The sequence below is a fragment of the Streptomyces sp. NPDC041068 genome, assembly GCF_040647455.1.
Taxonomy (GTDB): Bacteria; Actinomycetota; Actinomycetes; order Streptomycetales; family Streptomycetaceae; genus Streptomyces.
Genome location: NZ_JBEZCG010000001.1, coordinates 262,963 through 279,602, shown reverse-complemented (window position 1 = coordinate 279,602; position 16,640 = coordinate 262,963). Strand labels below are relative to the sequence as shown.

Genomic DNA, 16,640 nt, shown 5'->3' with positions numbered 1-16,640 from the left:
GGAGGTTTCAGGTCGGTCCGTGGTGGGCCAGGGCGTGGTGCGGGTCCCGCTCGCCGTCGACGGGCGCCGGATCGGCGTGGACCAGCGCCGCGGTCAGCCGGGGCACCGCGTGCAGCAGCGCGTGCTCCGCCTCGACCGCCACGTGGTGCGCCTCGCGCACGCCGAGCGAGCCGTCCACGAGGACCGCCACCTCGGCGCGCAGCCGGTGCCCGATCCAGCGCATCCGCAGCTCGCCGACACCCCGTACACCCTCCACGTCCAGGAGGGCCCGTTCGGCCGTGTCCACCAGCGCGGGATCGACCGCGTCCATGACGCGCCGCAGGACCTCGCGGGCGGCGTCCCGCAGGACCAGCAGGATCGCGGCCGTGATGAGCAGGCCGACCACGGGGTCGGCGAGCCGAACGCCCAGGGCGGCGCCGCCCGCGCTCAGCAGCACGGCCAGCGAGGTGAACCCGTCCGTACGGGCATGGAGTCCGTCGGCGACCAGCGCGGCCGAGCCGATCTCGCGGCCGACGCGGATGCGGTACCGGGCCACGCCTTCGTTGCCGACGAAACCGACGAGGGCCGCCACCGCCACGACGGGGATGTGCTCCATGTCCCGCGGATTCAGGAGCCGTTCGACGGCCGTCCACCCGGCGAAGGCGGCCGAGGCGGCGATGGTGAGCACGATGACAAGGCCCGCGAGGTCCTCGGCCCTGCCGTATCCGTACGTGAAGCGGCGCGTCGCGGCTCGCCTCCCGAGGACGAACGCGATGCCGAGCGGCACCGCGGTCAGGGCGTCCGCGGCGTTGTGCACGGTGTCGCCGAGCAGGGCGACGGAGCCGGAGAGGACGACGACCACGGCTTGCGCGAGGGCCGTCAGCCCCAGCACGGCGAGCGACACCCAGAGCGCCCGCATCCCACGCGCCGAGCTCTCCATGGCGGTGTCGACCTTGTCGGCGCTGTCGTGGGAGTGCGGCACGAAGAGATGCCGGACACGGCGTCGAAAGCCGGATCCGGAGGAATGCGGGTGCCGATGCGGATGCGGGTGGGAATGAGAGTGGGGGTGAGGATGGGAGTGGGGGTGGGGATGAGAGTGGGGGTGGGGCTGGGGGTGTCGATGCGGGTGAGGGTGCTCGTGGTCGTGACGATCGCTCACGTGGGGCCCCTTCCGGTACGCGGACGTCCTGCACGCGGACGGCGCCCCTCATTGTGTGCGTACGAGCGCCCGCGAGGCGTACGTATGACTACACGCATGCGGCCCTCACCTGCGCATCTCTCGCACCGGCACGGTGCGGTGTCGCGGATTGTGCGACTACTGCGCCCTCAGCAGCCCATCGCCCACGTGTGGGAGTCGCCGCGGTCGTTGGCGGTGGCGTTGTAGCCGACCTCGTCACCCGGACGGAGACAGATCGTCATGTCGCCGCCGGTGGAGGGCCACTGGACGGCGTCCTCGTGGACCTGGACGTGGTCCTTGACGCCCGGCCCGGAGATCCCGTGGTTCGCCCAGGAGGAGTCCGCGTCGGCGATCCAGCTCTCCCACCATTCGTCGTCGCCCGAGGCGTTCATGCGCTGGCCGCCGAAGTTGGCCTCGGTCCAGACGCAGAAGTTGCCGCTCGGGCAGTCCGCCGCCGACGCGGGTGCGGCCGTGGTCAGGCCCGTGCCGGTGGCGAGCAGGACGGCGGCGAGCAGGGCTACGGGGTGTTTCATGAAGGGGTCCTTTCCTTGCCTACTGCGGTGAGTGAGTCGTGCTGCGCGGACGGTCCGTCGAGTTCTGCGGTGAGCAGTTCCCGCGCCTCGGCGAGTGCGTGCGCGCGCAGCTCCCGGTAGGCGGCACGGTCGCTCGACGGGGCCTTGGACTTGAGGTTGTTGACGTTCGTGACCGCCCGGAACCAGCGGCGCTGGTCGCCGTAGAGACGCCGCTCGGCGGTCGCCAGGCAGCCGTCGGTGTGGTGGCCGATGACGTGCCCGCTGGGCAGCTTGAGGGTGAGCTCGGTCGGACCGGTGCCGAACAGTGCGCGTTCGACCCGCCGGGCTTCGGCCGCGTCGGATGGCGGGCGGCCGGGGCGCGGCGGCGTGAGCCCTCGATGGGTCAAACAGCGGTCGGTGAGCAGGAGTTGGGCTGCCTTGAGGGTGTCGGAAGGGCTCAGCGAGACGGTCGGCTCACGGGGCGCGCCGCAGCCGGTGAGTCCGGTCAGGCCGGCGAGCAGACAGGCGGCCGCGAGGAACGAGGCGGCGCGCGGGAGCCGTTGCCGGGGGCGGTGACGGTGAGACATCGGGCGCGACCTCACGAAGCGGTCGCGGGGGCGCCGCCGAGGGCGGTCGGGGTGACCGCCGTGAGGGCGTTTGCCGGGGCGGCGGCTGGGTGGCGCACGAGGCCTCCAGAAGTGACAGGCGGGAGATGCATGCGCTTCTTTCCCAGGTGCCCTCGCAGGTAGGCACAGCATCACTCGCACCAGTGAGTAGTCGTACCGCAGTTGTCACTGGCATCTCCCTGGGTCCGTACGCCTCCCGGGCCGCTACCGGAGGTGTGGTGTCACACGCTCGTGTCCCGGTGCGTGGGGCGGCCGTCGAGGACCGTCAGGAGCACCGGCAGCTCCGGCAGGTCGGTGGCGGCGGCGGTGAGCGGGTCGTCGGCGAGGACGGTGAGGTCGGCGCGGTGGCCCACGGCGATGCGCCCCGCCTCGTGCTCGTCCCCCGCCGCGCGGGCGGCGTTGACCGTCATGCCCCGCAGCGCCTCCAGGGCGGTGAGCGCCTGTTCGGGCCCGTGCGGGGCCTGGCCCAGGTCGCGGCTCGGACGGCGGTGGCGGGCGCCCGCCATGACGCCGAGCGGCGGGTAGGGGGCGATGGGCCAGTCGGAGCCGAGGACGACCGTGGCACCCGAGTCCCACAGGTCACGGCAGCGCCAGGCGCGCGAGGCACGCTCCTCGCCGAGGCGACGGGACCAGTTGTCGGTGTGGTCGGCCCGGGTGAAGTCGCAGCAGTGAGTGGGCTGCATGGAGGCGATGACGCCGAGCTCGGCGAAGCGGCCGAGAGTGTCGTCGGGCACGGTCTCGATGTGCTCGATCCGGTGCCGTACGTCGCGTCCGCCGCAGGCCAAGGCCTTCTCGACGGCGTCCAGGGCGTGCCGTACGGCCGCGTCCCCGATGGCGTGGGTGGCGGTGGGCACGCCCGCGCGGTGGAGCGCGCCGATGACGTCGGTGTACGCGGCCGGGTCGGGCCAGAAGGCGTGCGTGGACTCGCCGTGGCAGTCGGGGTGTTCGAGCCAGGCGGTGCCGTTGTCGATGGTGCCGTCCATGAAGAGCTTGACGCCGGCGGTGTGCCACAGGGAGCCGCCGGTGCCCTGCTGCTCGATGAGCGCGCGCAGCCCTTCGGCGTCGGTGCCGGGCTGGCACCAGGGGGCGACGCGCAGCCGCACCGGCAGTTCGCCCGCCGCGTCCAACTCGGCGTACAGCGCGAGGCTTTCGCCGTTCGCGTCCATGGCGTGGCCGCCGGTCAGGCCTGCGGCGGCCATGCCGCGCAGGGCGGTGGCGAGCCGGGCGCGGCGCTCGGCGTGCGTGGGCTGCGGGGCCGCGCGTTCGACGAGTTCGCAGGCGGCGTCCTCCAGGAGCAGCCCGGTGGGCCGCCCCGCGTCGTCGCACACGATCTCGGCGGCCTGGTCGAAGGTGCGCGGCCCGTCGACACCGGCGAGTTCGAGTGCGCGGGGGCTGGCGACCATGGAGTGGGCGTCGAAGAGTTGGAGCAGGGCAGGTACGCCGTCGAGCACGGGCGCGAGAGCCTCGGCGGCCACGGGGCGGTCACCGAAGACGTTCGGGTCGAGGCCCCAGGCGTGCAGCCACGCGCCGGGCGCCAGTGCCCTGACCTCACGGGCCAGCGCCTCGCGCACCGCGGCCAGGTCGGCGCAGCCCGACAGGTCCAGGCCGTGGGTCAGCTCGGCGCCGGAGACGGGGTGGAGGTGTCCGTCGACCAGGCCGGGCGTCATGACGGCACCCTTCAGGTCGATCACCGTCGTGGCGGAGTCCGCGAGCGCGCGCACGTCACGGTCGTCGCCCAGCGCGGAGATCCGCCCCTCGGACACGGCCAGGGCGGTCTGCGGCAGGAATCCTCCGGTGGCCGGGTCGAGCAGACGAGCGGAGAGCAGGACGAGAGGGGTGGACACCAGAGGGCTCCTCGTTGCGGGGTCGGTGAGCGACGGACAGGTCAGCGAGCGGCGGAAGTGTCGGGATCGACATCGGGGGTGGCGGTCAACGTCCCGTACTCCAGGCCGAGTTCACGCTCGGCCGTGGTGACAGCCATCCGCATCACCGCCTCGGGGCGGTTGCCGATGTCGGTACTGGCGTGGGTGCCGAGACCGTCGAGCACCACCAGAATCTGAATGGCCGTCACATCGGGGTCGGCGGTGCGGAATTCGTCGCGCTCGACGCCCTCTCGGATGAGGCCGACGAGACGCCCGCGCCAGGCGGCCTCCTGCTCGGCCACCCGGTCGCGGAGCACGGGGCGGTAGCGCCTGAGATGCCGCGCGTTGATCCAGAGCCGGCTGATGTCGTCGTACGCCTCGCCCGTCGCGCGCGCGAAGAACCGCGCGAGGTACCACGTGGGGTTTTCCTCGGGCCGCTCGGCCGGCAGGAGGCCGTCGAGCTCGGCGCTCGCGGCACTCCCGAACGCCTCCGCGACGAGGTCCTCGGCGGAGGGGAAGTAGTGACTGATCAACCCCGGACGTACGTCGAGCTCGTCGCCGATCCGCCGCAGAGTGATGCACTCCAGCCCCTCGGCCAGGGCGACTGCGGCCGCCGCGGCGACGATTTCCGCACGTCGGGCGGCCGGTGATTTCCGAATTCGCTTGCGCTGAACGCTTGACGACATGCCCGCAACGCTATTGAGTGTGCGACCAATAAGCAAGCAGGCGGCTACGGCGAGCACCCTCGGAGGGCTTCATGGCGTCCACGATCCCCGACCCGTACCCAGGCACGGACGGTGCGCACGCGGCGGCCGCGCCCCTGGACCCGGCGGGCCGCATCGAGGTGCACGGGATCGACCACATTCCCGAGCGGGAACGCCACGGCCGCCCCCGGGAGCTGTTCGCCGTGTGGGCCGCGGCCAACGTGAACTATCTGAGCCTGGTCGTGGGCGGCACCCTGATCCTCATGGGCCTCACCCTCCGGCAGGCCCTCGCGGTGATCGTCGTGGGCAATCTGACCTGGCCGGCGGTGGGGCTGCTCGCCGTCTCCGGTCCCGCGTCCGGCACGCCGAGCGAGGTGGTCATGCGGGCCATGTACGGCGTCCGCGGCAACCGCGTGAACATCGCGATCACCGGCTGGGCCATCTGCATCTGCTACATCGCGCTCAATCTGGCCGCCGCGGCGCTGGCAGCCTTCTCGCTCGTCGACAGGGCCGGGGTCCCGCTCACCACCGGCACCAAGATCGCCGTGGTGGTCGTCATCGCCGCGCTCACCCTGGCCATCAGCGTCTACGGCCACGCCATGATCATGAAGCTCTACCTCCCGATCACCGTGGCCCTCACCCTGGCCTTCGCCGTCGTGGCCTTCTACGTGCTCGACCGCACCGACTTCGGCTACACGCCCGCCGAGCAGCTTTCCGGAACCGCCCTGTGGGCGGCGCTCGTGGGCGGCGTCACGCTCATCGCCTCGGGCCCGCTCTCCTACACCAACAGCGCGGACTTCTCACGCTACTTGCCCCGCACGACCTCGCGTAAGGCGATCGTGGGCTGGACCGCGCTCGGCGGGTTCCTGCCCAGCGTCGTGGTCTGTTCCCTGGGCGCGTTCGCGGCGACCGCGCTCGACATGACCGACCCGCAGACCGCGCTCGAAGGCATCCTGCCGGGCTGGTTCACGCCCGTCTTCCTGCTCGCCCTGGTGCTCGGCACGATCTCCCTCAACGCGCTGACCGCGTACAGCGCGGGCCTCGCCCTGCAGTCCGCGGGCGTACGCATCCGCCGTTCGTTCAGCGTCCTGGTCGACGGCGCGTTCGCCGTCGCCCTCACCCTGTACGCGCTGCTCGTGTCCAACTTCCTCGACACCGTCAGCAACGTCCTCCAGCTGACCGTCGTCCTGCTCGGCCCCAGCATGGCGGTGTACGCGACGGACATCGTCCTGCGCCGAGCCCGCTACGACGGCCTCGCCCTCACCGACGAGTCCCCCGGCAGCCCCCACTGGTACACGGCGGGCGTCAACTGGCCGGGCGCCCTCGCCCTGACGTCGGGTACGGCCGCGGCGGCCCTGTGCGCGAACACCCTGTACACCGGTCCCGTCGCGCACGCGCTCGGCGGCGTGGACCTCGCGCTGCCCGTCGGCGTCGTCGTGGCGTCGGGCGTCTACGCGATCACTTACCGCCCCGCCCGCACGTCTGCGGACACGGACACCTGCACGGCTACCGGCACAACCGGCGACACAACCAGCGGCACAACCGGCGGCACCTTCACTGGCCGTCCTTGAGCGTGACGGTCCTGCCGTCCTTGTCGATCGTGTGGGTGTTCCAGTACTCGTCCCACTTGTCCCCGACGCGCTCGGGGACCTTCCCCTGCGGGTAGCACGCGTACCCCTCAGGGGGCTCCTCGCCCTTGGGTACGCACGCGTCGCCCTTGGGTATGCACGCGCTGCCGCTGCTGCCCACCGCAAGGACCGGATACTCTCCCCCGCCGCAGATCGCGTCCTGCACGGAGCAGCTCGTCAGCACCGCGACCGTCGCGCCCGCCGGCGCGAGGCCCGCCAAGGCCCGCGCGGGACGGCCGCCGAACGCGGGCGACGTCGTTCGAACTCGGCTGGTCTTGCGCACTGTTGACTCCCTCTGATCGTCTTGTACCACCAGCCTGCGGCGCGTCCGAGGACCGATCATGAGTAGGCGTACTCACTGAGCGTTTGGTTCGGTGATTGGTGTTTGGACCCGGGTCAGGTTCCTCGCCAGTTGAGGGTGGCTTCGCCGGTGAGGCGGCCGGCCATGAGGTCGATCATCGCGAGGTGGACCATGGCTTCGGAGCGGTGCGGGTGGGTCTCATAGTCACGGGCGAGTCTGCGGTGATGCATGAGCCAGCCGATGCTGCGCTCGATGGTCCAGCGCTGCGGGATGATCGTGAACCCGCGGGTGCCGGGTGGGCGTTGGACGGGGCGGACGTCGATGCCGAGGCGGGCGCCGTGATCGAGGGCGGTGGTGCGGTAGTCGGCGTCGACCCACGCCTTGGTGATGCGCGGGTGGGCGGCGGCGATGCGGGACAGCAGGGTCACACCGGCCGCGGTGTCGGAGACGCTGGCCGCGGTGACCATGACGGTCAGCAGTGGTGGTGTAGCGTCCAATTTCTGACGCCATATTCCAGATCGGTATGACCACCGTCTGCTGGATTGGTCGGCAAACCTGGACAACTCCACGCCAACCTAGCCATCCCAAGCGGTGGTTTGGGGCCTCTTCCTGTATCCCGTGCCGTCTGCCGGAGAGCGTACTTGCGTCAGACGGAGGTCTGGCGGGCACGGCTGACCCGCCTGGATCACGGGGGTACAGCGTGGATCGTGAGGTCGGCACCGTGCTGGTGCAGGTGCGGCGTACGGATGGGGTCATCGATGAGGAGCGGTCTTGGTCTGCTGGGCAGGCGGAGGCATTTCAGCCTGCGGCGCCCTGGCGGACGTTCCGCTGGTTCTACGGGCAGAAGCACTACTCGGGCACGTACTGGTCCTCGACCATGAGCGATCACGTGATCTACGAGTCGCGACTGGAGCTGACCCGGCTCCTTTATGCCGACTTCGATCACCGGGTGAGAGCCCTCTATGCCCAGCCGTTCCTGATGAAGACGGAGATCGACGGAAGGTTGCGGCGACACTGCCTGGGCATCAAACAAGGTTCGGCCGCCGACGAGGTCAGAAGTGATGCGGTTCGCAGGTTCGATGTGATGGACGACCAGGCAGACCTCATCGTGCAGTCGATCAAGACCACGTTCTGCGGCGGACAACAAGGAAGCTCACCACACACCCTGCTCACACAACAGCGTGAGCGCCATGAGACGTTGAGTGCACTTACGGGACAGGCTTCAGGAGAGCGGTCAAGGTTCCTCCAGTTCCGGCTGGGGAAGGGCTGCCACCGGGAAGCCGTCAGCGCCGGGTGACGGCGTGGTTCTCGATGACGTCTGCGGCGGCGGCCACGCCTCGATCAGCGCGCACCGCGGCCGCCAGCGCCGCCGCCCGAGTGGCGATCGCCGGATCGTCGATGGCGGTTCGCACGGCGGCGGCCAGCCGGTCGCCGGTCAACCGGGAGAACGGCACCGGCGGCGGTGCGACGCCCAACGTGGTCATCCGGCTCGCCCACACCGGCTGGTCGGCATAGCAAGGTACGACGACCTGTGGCGCGCCAGCGGACACCACGGCCGCGGTGGTGCCCTGGCCGCCGTGGTGCAGTACGGCGGCGGCGCGGGGGAGCAGCCAGACGAAGTCGGCGCTTTCGGTCCGGATCGCCTCGACGCCGGCGGGCAGCGGGCTGTCCGGGCCACCGACGACCACCAGCCGGTGTCCGGTTGCCGCCGCTGCCGCCACGCTCGCCGCGAGCAGGCCGGGACCGTCCACCGCCCAGGCACTGCCGAAGGTGGCCACCAGCGGCGGATCGCCGCGTTCGACGAACTCGGTCACCTCCGCCGGATTGTCCCAACGCACGTTGTCCGACCAGTACCCGGTGATGTGACAGTGCTCCGGCCAGTCTGCGGGCGGCGCGAACACGTGCGGGCTGAACTGGTACAGCAGCGGCCGGGTGACCCCGTCGTCACGGAAGGGTGAGCGGAGCCCGAGTCGTGGCAGCCCGGCGGCGGTCCGGCCGCGGTTCACGCTGGGCCGGTACACCAGCCACTCCAGCGCGCCCATGGCCCGGTGGGTGAACCGGTTGTAACCGCCGCCCAGCGACAGCTCCGGCGCGCCCAGCGCGGGCCACGCGGCGGTCTCGGTCACCGGCCAGGACGCGACCGAACACCACGGCACGTCCGGCCGGGCCAGCGCGCCCATCCGGGTCAGCGTGGTGTTGATGACCATGTCCGCGCCCTCGCCGGCGGCCACCATCTCGTCGATCAGGGCCTGCTGCTGGGGACCGGATGGCCGTGGCGCCGCCATGGCCATCCGGTACATCGACGGCCCACGCCGCAAGGCGGCCCGCACCTTCGGATCGCGCAGCACCGACTCGGCGAAGCCGGCGGGCAGCGCTTCGAGAGCCCGGAAGCCGAGACCGGCCCGGTCGGCCAAGCTCCTGAACTCCGCCCCAGCTGCCAGCACCACCTCGTGCCCACGAGCCTTCAGCTCAACGCCGAGCACCACGAACGGCTGCACGTCACCGCGCGAACCAATGGTCAGCAGGACGATCCGCATCGTTCTCCTCGAGTCCGTCACTCCGCCGGACGGGCGTCAGGCCGGGGTCAGCGTCAGGTACCGCTGCTGCCAGTGGTCCTCGCCCGTCGATGAGCTGACAGCCCGCCCGCCATCGAGCAGTCCCGGCCAGGCCGAGCCTAACCGACTGGTTGGTCCGGCGGTTGGTGTTCGGTCCCGGGTCAGGTTCCGCGCCAGTTCAGGGTGGCTTCGCCGGTGAGGCGGTCGGCCATCAGATCGATCATCGCGAGGTGGATCATGGCTTCGGAGCAGTGTGGGTGGGTCTCGTAGTCGCGGGCGAGGCGCCGGTGGTGCATGAGCCAGCCGATGCTGCGCTCGATGGTCCAGCGTCTTGGAATGACCTTGAATCCCTTGACTCCCGGGGCGCGTTGGACGGGGTGGACGTCGATGCCCAGTCGGGCGCCGTGGCCGATGGCGGTGGCGCGGTAGCCGGCGTCGACCCACGCCTTGGTGATGCGCCGGTGAGCTGCTCGAACACGCCGTCGGTGTGCCACTTGGCGAAGTAGCCGTACGCCGTGGCCCAGGGCGGGAAGTCATGGGGCAGATAGCGCCAGGGGATGCCGGTGCGGTCCACGTACAGGATCGCGTTCATGATTGCGCGAAGATCGTGCTCGGGCGGGCGGCCGATGTCCAGGGCGTCCCGGCGGCGCCGGGCCCGCCAGGCGGTGAGCACCGGCTCGATCAGCTGCCGGCGTTCGTCGGGCAGGTCTCTGGGATACCGGTCGGGTGGGGGCCTGTTTCCGATGTACCGCGCGACGCTTGGCCCGACCAGGGGGTAAAGGACCACGGGCCGGGGCGTGTTGGGATGAGACAGGAGATGCTGGAACGAAACAGTTCTCTCCTGCCCCATCACCGACCGACCAGCCCGTCGCCCTCTCCGGCCTCAAAGCCTCGGCCACGCAGAACTGCTGCATACCGCAGTGAAACAGCACCAAACACTCAGTCAGAAGGCGTCGTTGACCTCCTAGGGAAAGTGGCCTCCATGAGCATTCTCGACTCCTCGATACCTCGGTTCCATCTCGCCATGCCGGTGGACGACCTGGCAGCGGCTCGCCGCTTCTACGGCGGAGTCCTCGGCCTGGAAGAGGGCCGCAGCGCGGACACGTGGGTGGACTGGAACCTGCACGGCCACCAGTTCGTCACGCACCTCGCACCGGAGCGCGCGCCGCACGCGCACAACCCGGTCGACGGCCACGACGTCCCGGTGCCGCACTTCGGTCTGATCCTGACCGTCCCCGCGTTCCAGGAGCTCGCGGAGCGGCTGCGCGCGGCGGGCACGGAGTTCGTCATCGAGCCGTATGTGCGCTTCGCGGGGCAGAAGGGCGAGCAGTGGACGATGTTCCTCCTGGACCCGGCCGGCAACGCCCTGGAGTTCAAGGCGTTCGCCGACGACTCACAGGTGTTCGCCACCTGAGCCAGGTGATCGCCACCTGGGCCAAGTGATTGCCACCTGGGCCAAATGATCGCTACTTGAGCCAGTGGCTGCCCCCCGGCATGGGCACATCGGAGTGCGTCAGGGCGGCATATGGAAACCGCGTCCGAGGTTGAACACGGGTTCCTGGAACGCTTCCATGGACGGTGTGAACAGCGCGTGGCTCCTCCTCGACCGGCCCCCTCATCGGGCGCCCCGTCGCATGCCCCGCTGCCCTCTGACGGGAGCGTCCGCCGCGCGCTGACGCGTGCTCCCGAGGAGCTCAGGGGCGCCGTGACCTGAACCGGCGCCCCTGTGTCACACCCATCAACGCACCCTCTTCGTACGTGATGTGAGATGCCGTCAGGCCTCTCGGACGTCGCGTACCCCTATCCCTGGATGCCCCATGCTCGAATCCGCCCTGCCCGCCTCCTCCTCCCTCACCGGCCGCACCGTCCTGGTCACCGGAGCCACCTCCGGCATCGGCTTCGCGACCGCGCGCCGACTCGCCGAGCGGGGCGCCACCGTGCTGCTGCACGGGCGCACCGCCGAGGAGGCCCGCGCCGCCGCCGACCGGCTCATCGCGACCACCGACGTCTCCGCGACCCAACTGCCCGTCTTCGGCGCCGACTTCACGCGCCTCGACGAGGTCGAGGAACTGGCCGCCCTGATCGTGCGGGACCACCCCCACCTGGATGTCCTCGTCAACAACGCCGGGACGGCGGCCCCCGAGCGGCACACCGTCACGACCGACGGCAACGAGATCGCCTTCCAGGTCAACTTCCTCGCGCACTACCTGCTGACCTGCCTCCTGGAGCCGGCCCTGACCTCCGCGCCGGGCGGCCGCGTGGTCAACGTCTCCTCCTCGCTGCACCGCACGGCGTCGATCCAGTGGAGCGACCCCAACCGCGCCCGCCGCTACTCCCGGCTCGCCGCGTACGCGCAGTCGCAGCTCGCCCTGACGGTGTTCGCCGCGGACCCGCGGGTCACCGCGGTATCCGTGCACCCCGGGGTGTGCGACACGGCGCTCCTGCCGCTGTACGCGAACGAGGGCGTGACGGCGGCCGAGGGCGCCGCGCATGTCGTGCGGCTGTGCGATCCGGCCGTGGAGATCGTCAACGGCGCCTACTACGACCGTGCCGAGCGCGTCGCACCCGCCCCCGCCGCGACCGAGGACCGCACCATCAAGCGCCTCAACAAGCTCGCCGACGTGCTGGTAGGCCGCGCCGCAGCCTGACAGCCGCTCGGCGCGGCCCCGCACCGCGTGACGCTGCCTGAGGTCGCCTGACACCGCGTGACGCTGCCCGACGCCGCCTGACGCCGATCACTTTCGGACTCTCTCCCCTGCTCGCAGAGGAGTTGTCGCCGGACCTCCCCCGGCCCCAGCACGCCCTCCGCCTCGCAGTGACGCCAATCCAGCGCACACCGGGGGCACTTTGACGCCATGACGAGCCAACTTGGCCCATCATGGCGTCATTTGCGTGCCATGCTGGCGTCACGGCACTTCCCGCACCGGAGGGACACCATGCAGCACGAACTGACGAACGATCCCGTAGACGGCCTGCCGACGGACCGCCCCGAGGGCTGTCCCTTCGATCCGCCCACCGCTCTCGGGCAGCTGCGCGACGAGCGGCCGCTCGCGCGGATGCGCTTCCCCGACGGACACCTCGGCTGGCTGGCCACCGGGCACTCCGCGGTCCGGGCGATCCTGCGCGACGCACGCTTCAGCTCCCGCTACGAACTGCAGCACATGCCGGTCGACGTCGGCACGACCGGCGAGATGGCGCCCGCCCCCGTCGGCGACCTCACCGGCATCGACGCACCCGAGCACACCCGCTACCGGCGGCTGCTCATGGGCAAGTTCACCGTGCGCCGCATGCGGCTGCTCACCGAGCGCGTCGAGCAGATCGCCGCGGACCACCTCGACGCCATGGAGCGGCAGGGACCGGTCCTCGACCTGGTGGAGGCGTACGCGCGCCCCATCCCCGGCCTGACGATCTGCGAGCTCCTCGGAGTTCCCTACGCCGACCAGGACAGGTTCCAGCAGCACATCGAGACGTCCATGAAGCTGAGCTCCACCACGGAGGAGCGGATCACCGCCATGGAGGCGATCCAGGCGTACATACACGAACTGGCCCTCGACAAACGGGCCACCCCCACCGACGACCTGCTCAGCGACCTGACCCGCAGCGACCTCAGCGGCGAGGAACTGTCCGGGATCGGCGGCTTCCTGCTCGGCGCGGGGCTCGACACCACCACCAACATGATCGCGTTCGGCACCTTCGCGCTGCTGCGCCATCCCGACCAGTTCGCCGCGCTGCGCGACGACCCCGGGCTCACCGACAGCGCGGTCGAGGAGCTGATGCGGTACGCGACCATCGCCCGGGCCGGGCTGCGCGCCGCGCTGGAGGACGTCGAGGTGGAGGGGCAGTTGATCCGCAAGGGCGAGAGCGTCGCCGTCTCGATGGAGGCCGCCAACCGCGACCCCGCGAAGTTCCCCGATCCCGACGTGCTCGACCTGCGCCGCGAGGCCGGCGGCCAGCTGGGCTTCGGCCACGGCATCCACCAGTGCCTGGGCCAGCAGCTGGCCCGCGTCGAGATGCGGGTCGCCTTCCCTGCCCTGGTCTCCCGCTTCCCGACGCTGCGGCTCGCCGTCGCGCCCGAGGACGTACCGCTGCGCACAGGCATGAACATCTTCGGGGTGCATGAACTCCCCGTCGCCTGGGGCGAGGAGTAGGAGGCGCGGGAAGCCGCCGACTTCTTCGGGAGCCGTCGGGCGGCAGGCGGGTTCGGGAGCCGCCGGCCGGACTGGCGCACGACCGAGCGCTGACGGAGGGCGGGTCTCAGCCGTCGGCCGCCGCGACCTTCAGGCCGAAGCCGATCAGGACGACTCCGGTGACGCGGTCCAGGCCACGGCGCACCGCCGGTTTCTCGAAGAAGGCGCGGGCCTTGGCGAGGACCATCACATAGCCGCCCAGCCAGATCAGGGTGAGGGCCGCGTGGAGGAGGACGAGCAGGGCCATGCCCAGGTGCGAGGGGAGTTCGCGGGGCGCGAGGGTGGGCAGCAGGCCGGTGTAGAAGACCGCGATCTTCGGGTTGAGCACATTGCTGACCAGGCCGGTCCGCCACGGGTTGCCCCCGGTCGCCGCTGGGCTCGCGACAGCGACCGGCTGCCCGCTCCTGCGGCTCTTCACCAGGGCCTGTACGCCGAGGAAGACGAGGTAAGCCGCGCCGAGCAGCTTCACGGCCGTGTACGCGGTCGCCGACGCGGCCAGTACGGCGGCGAGGCCGACCACGGTCAGCACGCCCCAGACCAGGAGCCCGGCGGTGATCCCGCCGACCGTGCGCAGCCCGTCGCGCCACCCCGCACCCACGGCCCGTTTCGTCACCACGGCCATGTCGGGCCCCGGCACCACTGTCAGCAGCGCGAGCACGCCCGTCGCCGCGATGATCTGCGTGAACATAGAGGCAGTCTCACATCGGGCGGGATCACTCCGTGACGGCGGGTCCGGCTCCGGCTACCTGTCCGGCCGGGCCGCGGCGCTCGTGCGGGACGTCCGGGCACGGCTTCCGCCTCGGGCTGGAGTGACTCCCGTGGGCCCGACCTTCTGAATCGATGGGGCGGTGAGCGGTGAGGCGATGATCCGATGTCCTGGGTCTGCTCGCTCTTCCCCTGGTACCGACGCCGTACGTCGAGCGATGCCGTACGTCAGGAAAGCGTGCGCACCACGTCCCGCACCTGTCCCGCGACGGATTCCGGCAGCGGCGCGTAGTGCAGCCGCGACAGGTTCTTCTGGCCCGCCTCGCTCGCGGTGTAGGTGAGGAACGACTTGAGCGCGGGGAGGGTCTCCTTCTGGTTGCCCCTGTCGCAGACGATCTCGTAGGTCACCTGGACGATCGGGTACGCACCCGGGGTCTTCGTGTCGTGGCGGAACTTCAGGGTCATGTCCTTGCCCTTGCCCGCGACTTGGGCCTCGGCGATGCCTGCCGACGCCGTGATGGGCGTGGGCTCGACGGGGGCGGGAGCGCCCGTGTCGACGGCGACGGTCTTGATCTCGTGGGCCCGCGCGAAGGACAGCTCGAAGTAGCCGATCGCGCCGAAGCCCGAGGTCACCTCCGCGGCCACACCACTGGATCCGCTCGCCGACGCGCCGCCCCTGCCCTGCCAGGCCTTGCCCACCGGGTGGTTCCAGACCTCGGGCGCGGCGCCCGCGAGGAAGGCCTGGAAGTTCTGCGTGGTGCCCGAGTCGTCCGACCGGTGCACGGGCCGTATCGGCATCGACGGCAGGTCCGCGCCCGGGTTGAGGCGCGCGATCTCCGCGTCGTCCCACATGGTGATGCGGCGGTCGAAGATCTTGGCGATGGTCGGCGCGTCCAGGACCAGGTCCTCGACGCCGGGCAGGTCGTAGCCGATCGCGATGGGGCCGCCGACCATGGGCAGGTCTATCGCCCGTCCGCCCCGGCAGACGTCCTTCGAGCTCTCGACGTCCGCGGGCTTCAACGCGCTGTCGGAGCCGCCGAACGCGGTCGCTCCGCGCAGGAACTGCGCGCCGCCGGCCCCGGATCCGATGGGGTTGTAGGCGATCCGCACGCCGGGGCAGGCGCCTTGGTACTGCTTGATCCAGTGCTTCATCGCGTTCTGCTGGGCGCTCGATCCGGTGCCCTGCACCTTGCCCGACCTCGCGCAGTCGATCCCCGCGACCGTGGCGGACCCGGCCGAGGCGCGGTCGTCGCTCTCCCCGTCGTCGTCCCCCAGGCCCACGAGGCCGCATCCCGTGAGCGACAGCGACAGCAGGGCCGTCAGTGAGGCCGCCGCGAGCGTCTTCCCGCTTTGGTACGTACGTCCTGGACGTCGGCGTTGCAACGTTGTCCCCTCGGGGTGCCGCGAACGCGTCGCGGAAGTTCTACGGATGTTCTTGAGTGACAGCCTCAGATGATCGTCGATGCAGGGCGTCGGCGGGTGACCAGGAGGCGAACATCCGTAGACGCACTGACGTACGGGAACCGAGAGGTAGTCGCGAGGAAGCGCAGGGTGAACGGCCGGGCGGGCCTCGAACACCGTGTCCTACACTCCGCCCCATGAAGATCGCGAGTACTTCCGTCATCGAGGACCTGGCACCAACTGGCGTGCTGCGAGCCTCCATCAACCTCGGCAACCCCGTTCTGGCGCAGGGCACGCCCGCCGCCCCGGCCGGTATCACGGTCGACATCGCGCGCGAGATCGGCGCACGCCTCGGCGTCCCCGTGGAACTCCTCTGCTTCGACGCGGCACGCAAGTCGTACGAGGCGATGGCCTCGGGCCAGGCCGACCTGTGCTTCCTCGCGGTCGAGCCGGCCCGCGAGGCCGAGGTCGCCTTCACCGCGCCGTACGTCGTGATCGAGGGCGTGTACGCCGTGCCCCACGACGCGCCCTTCACCACGTCCGCCGACGTCGACCGCGCCGGTGTGCGGATCGGCGTGAAGCGCGGTTCCGCGTACGACTTGTTCCTCACCCGCACGCTGCGCGACGCGAGCGTCGTGCGGGGCGACGAGGGGGTCCAGGTGTTCCGCGACGAGAAGCTGGAGGTCGCGGCGGGCATCCGGCAGCCGCTGACCGCGTACGTCGCCGAGCACCCCGAACTGCGGCTGATCGAGGACCGGTTCATGCAGATCCGGCAGGCGGTGGGCACGACCAGGAGCCGCGCGCCCGAGACCGTCGACTTCCTCCGTGAGGTCGTGGAGGAGCTGAAGGCCACCGGGTTCGTCGCGGATTCGCTGCGGCGTGCGGGACAGGCGGAGACACTGGCCGCCCCGCCCGCGTAGTCCTCCAACAGATCGTCCCCTGCGAGGAGTTGGTCGCCACACCCGGACGCATGGGCACGCGCTGACGTATCAGCTCGTACGAC

General features: G+C 70.9%; 15 protein-coding genes and 2 pseudogenes. 6 read left to right on the top strand and 11 right to left on the bottom strand.

The window, feature by feature from the left end; translation table 11 throughout:
• Window positions 1-7: 7 nt before the first annotated feature.
• The 5 genes from AB0B50_RS00995 to AB0B50_RS00975 form a co-directional block, all read right to left on the bottom strand.
• On the bottom strand, window positions 8-1,138 hold the full coding sequence (locus AB0B50_RS00995; protein ID WP_362323559.1) for a cation diffusion facilitator family transporter: 1,131 nt from the start codon (window positions 1,136-1,138) through the stop codon (window positions 8-10).
• A gap of 167 nt (window positions 1,139-1,305) precedes the next feature.
• The gene (locus AB0B50_RS00990; RefSeq protein WP_362323557.1) at window positions 1,306-1,689 is read right to left on the bottom strand and encodes a peptidase inhibitor family I36 protein; all 384 of its coding nucleotides are present in this window, start codon (window positions 1,687-1,689) and stop codon (window positions 1,306-1,308) included.
• Window positions 1,686-2,255: a hypothetical protein gene (locus AB0B50_RS00985; protein WP_362323555.1), complete on the bottom strand. Its 570-nt coding sequence runs from the start codon at window positions 2,253-2,255 to the stop codon at window positions 1,686-1,688. The genes AB0B50_RS00990 and AB0B50_RS00985 overlap by 4 nt, the downstream gene beginning before the upstream one ends.
• Before the next feature lie 260 nt (window positions 2,256-2,515).
• Window positions 2,516-4,138, bottom strand: coding sequence for an amidohydrolase (locus tag AB0B50_RS00980; RefSeq protein ID WP_362323553.1), 1,623 nt, complete (start codon window positions 4,136-4,138; stop codon window positions 2,516-2,518).
• A 41-nt stretch (window positions 4,139-4,179) separates the two neighbouring features.
• The gene (locus AB0B50_RS00975; protein WP_362323550.1) at window positions 4,180-4,842 is read right to left on the bottom strand and encodes a TetR family transcriptional regulator C-terminal domain-containing protein; all 663 of its coding nucleotides are present in this window, start codon (window positions 4,840-4,842) and stop codon (window positions 4,180-4,182) included.
• Window positions 4,843-4,913: 71 nt separating this feature from the next.
• Here AB0B50_RS00975 and AB0B50_RS00970 point away from each other — a divergent pair, with 71 nt between their 5' ends.
• Window positions 4,914-6,431: a cytosine permease gene (locus AB0B50_RS00970; RefSeq protein WP_362323548.1), complete on the top strand. Its 1,518-nt coding sequence runs from the start codon at window positions 4,914-4,916 to the stop codon at window positions 6,429-6,431.
• Here the strand turns inward: AB0B50_RS00970 and AB0B50_RS00965 are convergent.
• Both AB0B50_RS00965 and AB0B50_RS00960 read right to left on the bottom strand, forming a co-directional pair.
• Entirely contained in the window at window positions 6,415-6,708 is a 294-nt protein-coding gene (locus AB0B50_RS00965) for a hypothetical protein (RefSeq protein ID WP_362324996.1), read from the bottom strand. The two genes, AB0B50_RS00970 and AB0B50_RS00965, sit on opposite strands and share 17 nt — an antisense overlap.
• Window positions 6,709-6,884: 176 nt before the next feature.
• Window positions 6,885-7,268, bottom strand: a pseudogene (locus AB0B50_RS00960) (transposase); the annotation flags it as partial.
• A gap of 221 nt (window positions 7,269-7,489) precedes the next feature.
• Here AB0B50_RS00960 and AB0B50_RS00955 point away from each other — a divergent pair.
• Complete coding sequence (locus tag AB0B50_RS00955; protein WP_362323546.1) at window positions 7,490-8,086, top strand: hypothetical protein; 597 nt, start codon at window positions 7,490-7,492, stop codon at window positions 8,084-8,086.
• On the opposite strand, the gene AB0B50_RS00950 is transcribed toward AB0B50_RS00955, so the two are convergent.
• Window positions 8,073-9,326 (bottom strand): glycosyltransferase, encoded by a 1,254-nt coding sequence (locus tag AB0B50_RS00950; RefSeq protein WP_362323544.1) that lies wholly within the window; start codon window positions 9,324-9,326, stop codon window positions 8,073-8,075. The genes AB0B50_RS00955 and AB0B50_RS00950 overlap by 14 nt on opposite strands.
• Before the next feature lie 179 nt (window positions 9,327-9,505).
• Window positions 9,506-10,089 (bottom strand): annotated as a pseudogene (locus AB0B50_RS00945) (transposase).
• A gap of 237 nt (window positions 10,090-10,326) precedes the next feature.
• Between AB0B50_RS00945 and AB0B50_RS00940 the strand changes: the two are divergent.
• From AB0B50_RS00940 to AB0B50_RS00930, 3 genes are all read left to right on the top strand, one after another.
• Window positions 10,327-10,758, top strand: a complete 432-nt coding sequence (locus tag AB0B50_RS00940) for a VOC family protein (protein ID WP_362323542.1) — start codon at window positions 10,327-10,329, stop codon at window positions 10,756-10,758.
• A gap of 403 nt (window positions 10,759-11,161) precedes the next feature.
• Window positions 11,162-11,992 (top strand): SDR family NAD(P)-dependent oxidoreductase, encoded by an 831-nt coding sequence (locus AB0B50_RS00935; protein ID WP_362323540.1) that lies wholly within the window; start codon window positions 11,162-11,164, stop codon window positions 11,990-11,992.
• Between the two features lie 288 nt (window positions 11,993-12,280).
• Complete coding sequence (locus AB0B50_RS00930) at window positions 12,281-13,492, top strand: cytochrome P450 (protein ID WP_362323536.1); 1,212 nt, start codon at window positions 12,281-12,283, stop codon at window positions 13,490-13,492.
• A 106-nt stretch (window positions 13,493-13,598) separates the two neighbouring features.
• On the opposite strand, the gene AB0B50_RS00925 is transcribed toward AB0B50_RS00930, so the two are convergent.
• Window positions 13,599-14,219: a LysE family translocator gene (locus tag AB0B50_RS00925; RefSeq protein ID WP_362323534.1), complete on the bottom strand. Its 621-nt coding sequence runs from the start codon at window positions 14,217-14,219 to the stop codon at window positions 13,599-13,601.
• 245 nt (window positions 14,220-14,464) lie between these two features.
• Window positions 14,465-15,619 carry a phosphate ABC transporter substrate-binding protein PstS gene (gene pstS, locus AB0B50_RS00920; protein WP_362323532.1) on the bottom strand — a complete coding sequence of 385 codons (1,155 nt, stop codon included), beginning with the start codon at window positions 15,617-15,619 and terminating at the stop codon, window positions 14,465-14,467.
• Window positions 15,620-15,834: 215 nt separating this feature from the next.
• Here pstS and AB0B50_RS00915 point away from each other — a divergent pair, with 215 nt between their 5' ends.
• Entirely contained in the window at window positions 15,835-16,557 is a 723-nt protein-coding gene (locus AB0B50_RS00915) for a transporter substrate-binding domain-containing protein (RefSeq protein WP_362323530.1), read from the top strand.
• The last annotated feature ends 83 nt before the right edge of the window (window positions 16,558-16,640 follow it).

Bases quoted from the DNA above. Each gene is read 5' to 3' on its own strand.
- AB0B50_RS00930 (WP_362323536.1), top strand. From the start codon at position 12,281: ATGCAGCACGAACTGACGAACGATCCCGTAGACGGCCTGCCGACGGAC.
- AB0B50_RS00950 (WP_362323544.1), bottom strand. From the start codon at position 9,326: ATGCGGATCGTCCTGCTGACCATTGGTTCGCGCGGTGACGTGCAGCCG.
- AB0B50_RS00975 (WP_362323550.1), bottom strand. From the start codon at position 4,842: ATGTCGTCAAGCGTTCAGCGCAAGCGAATTCGGAAATCACCGGCCGCC.
- AB0B50_RS00940 (WP_362323542.1), top strand. From the start codon at position 10,327: ATGAGCATTCTCGACTCCTCGATACCTCGGTTCCATCTCGCCATGCCG.
- AB0B50_RS00990 (WP_362323557.1), bottom strand. From the start codon at position 1,689: ATGAAACACCCCGTAGCCCTGCTCGCCGCCGTCCTGCTCGCCACCGGC.
- AB0B50_RS00985 (WP_362323555.1), bottom strand. From the start codon at position 2,255: ATGTCTCACCGTCACCGCCCCCGGCAACGGCTCCCGCGCGCCGCCTCG.
- AB0B50_RS00925 (WP_362323534.1), bottom strand. From the start codon at position 14,219: ATGTTCACGCAGATCATCGCGGCGACGGGCGTGCTCGCGCTGCTGACA.
- AB0B50_RS00935 (WP_362323540.1), top strand. From the start codon at position 11,162: ATGCTCGAATCCGCCCTGCCCGCCTCCTCCTCCCTCACCGGCCGCACC.
- AB0B50_RS00915 (WP_362323530.1), top strand. From the start codon at position 15,835: ATGAAGATCGCGAGTACTTCCGTCATCGAGGACCTGGCACCAACTGGC.
- AB0B50_RS00970 (WP_362323548.1), top strand. From the start codon at position 4,914: ATGGCGTCCACGATCCCCGACCCGTACCCAGGCACGGACGGTGCGCAC.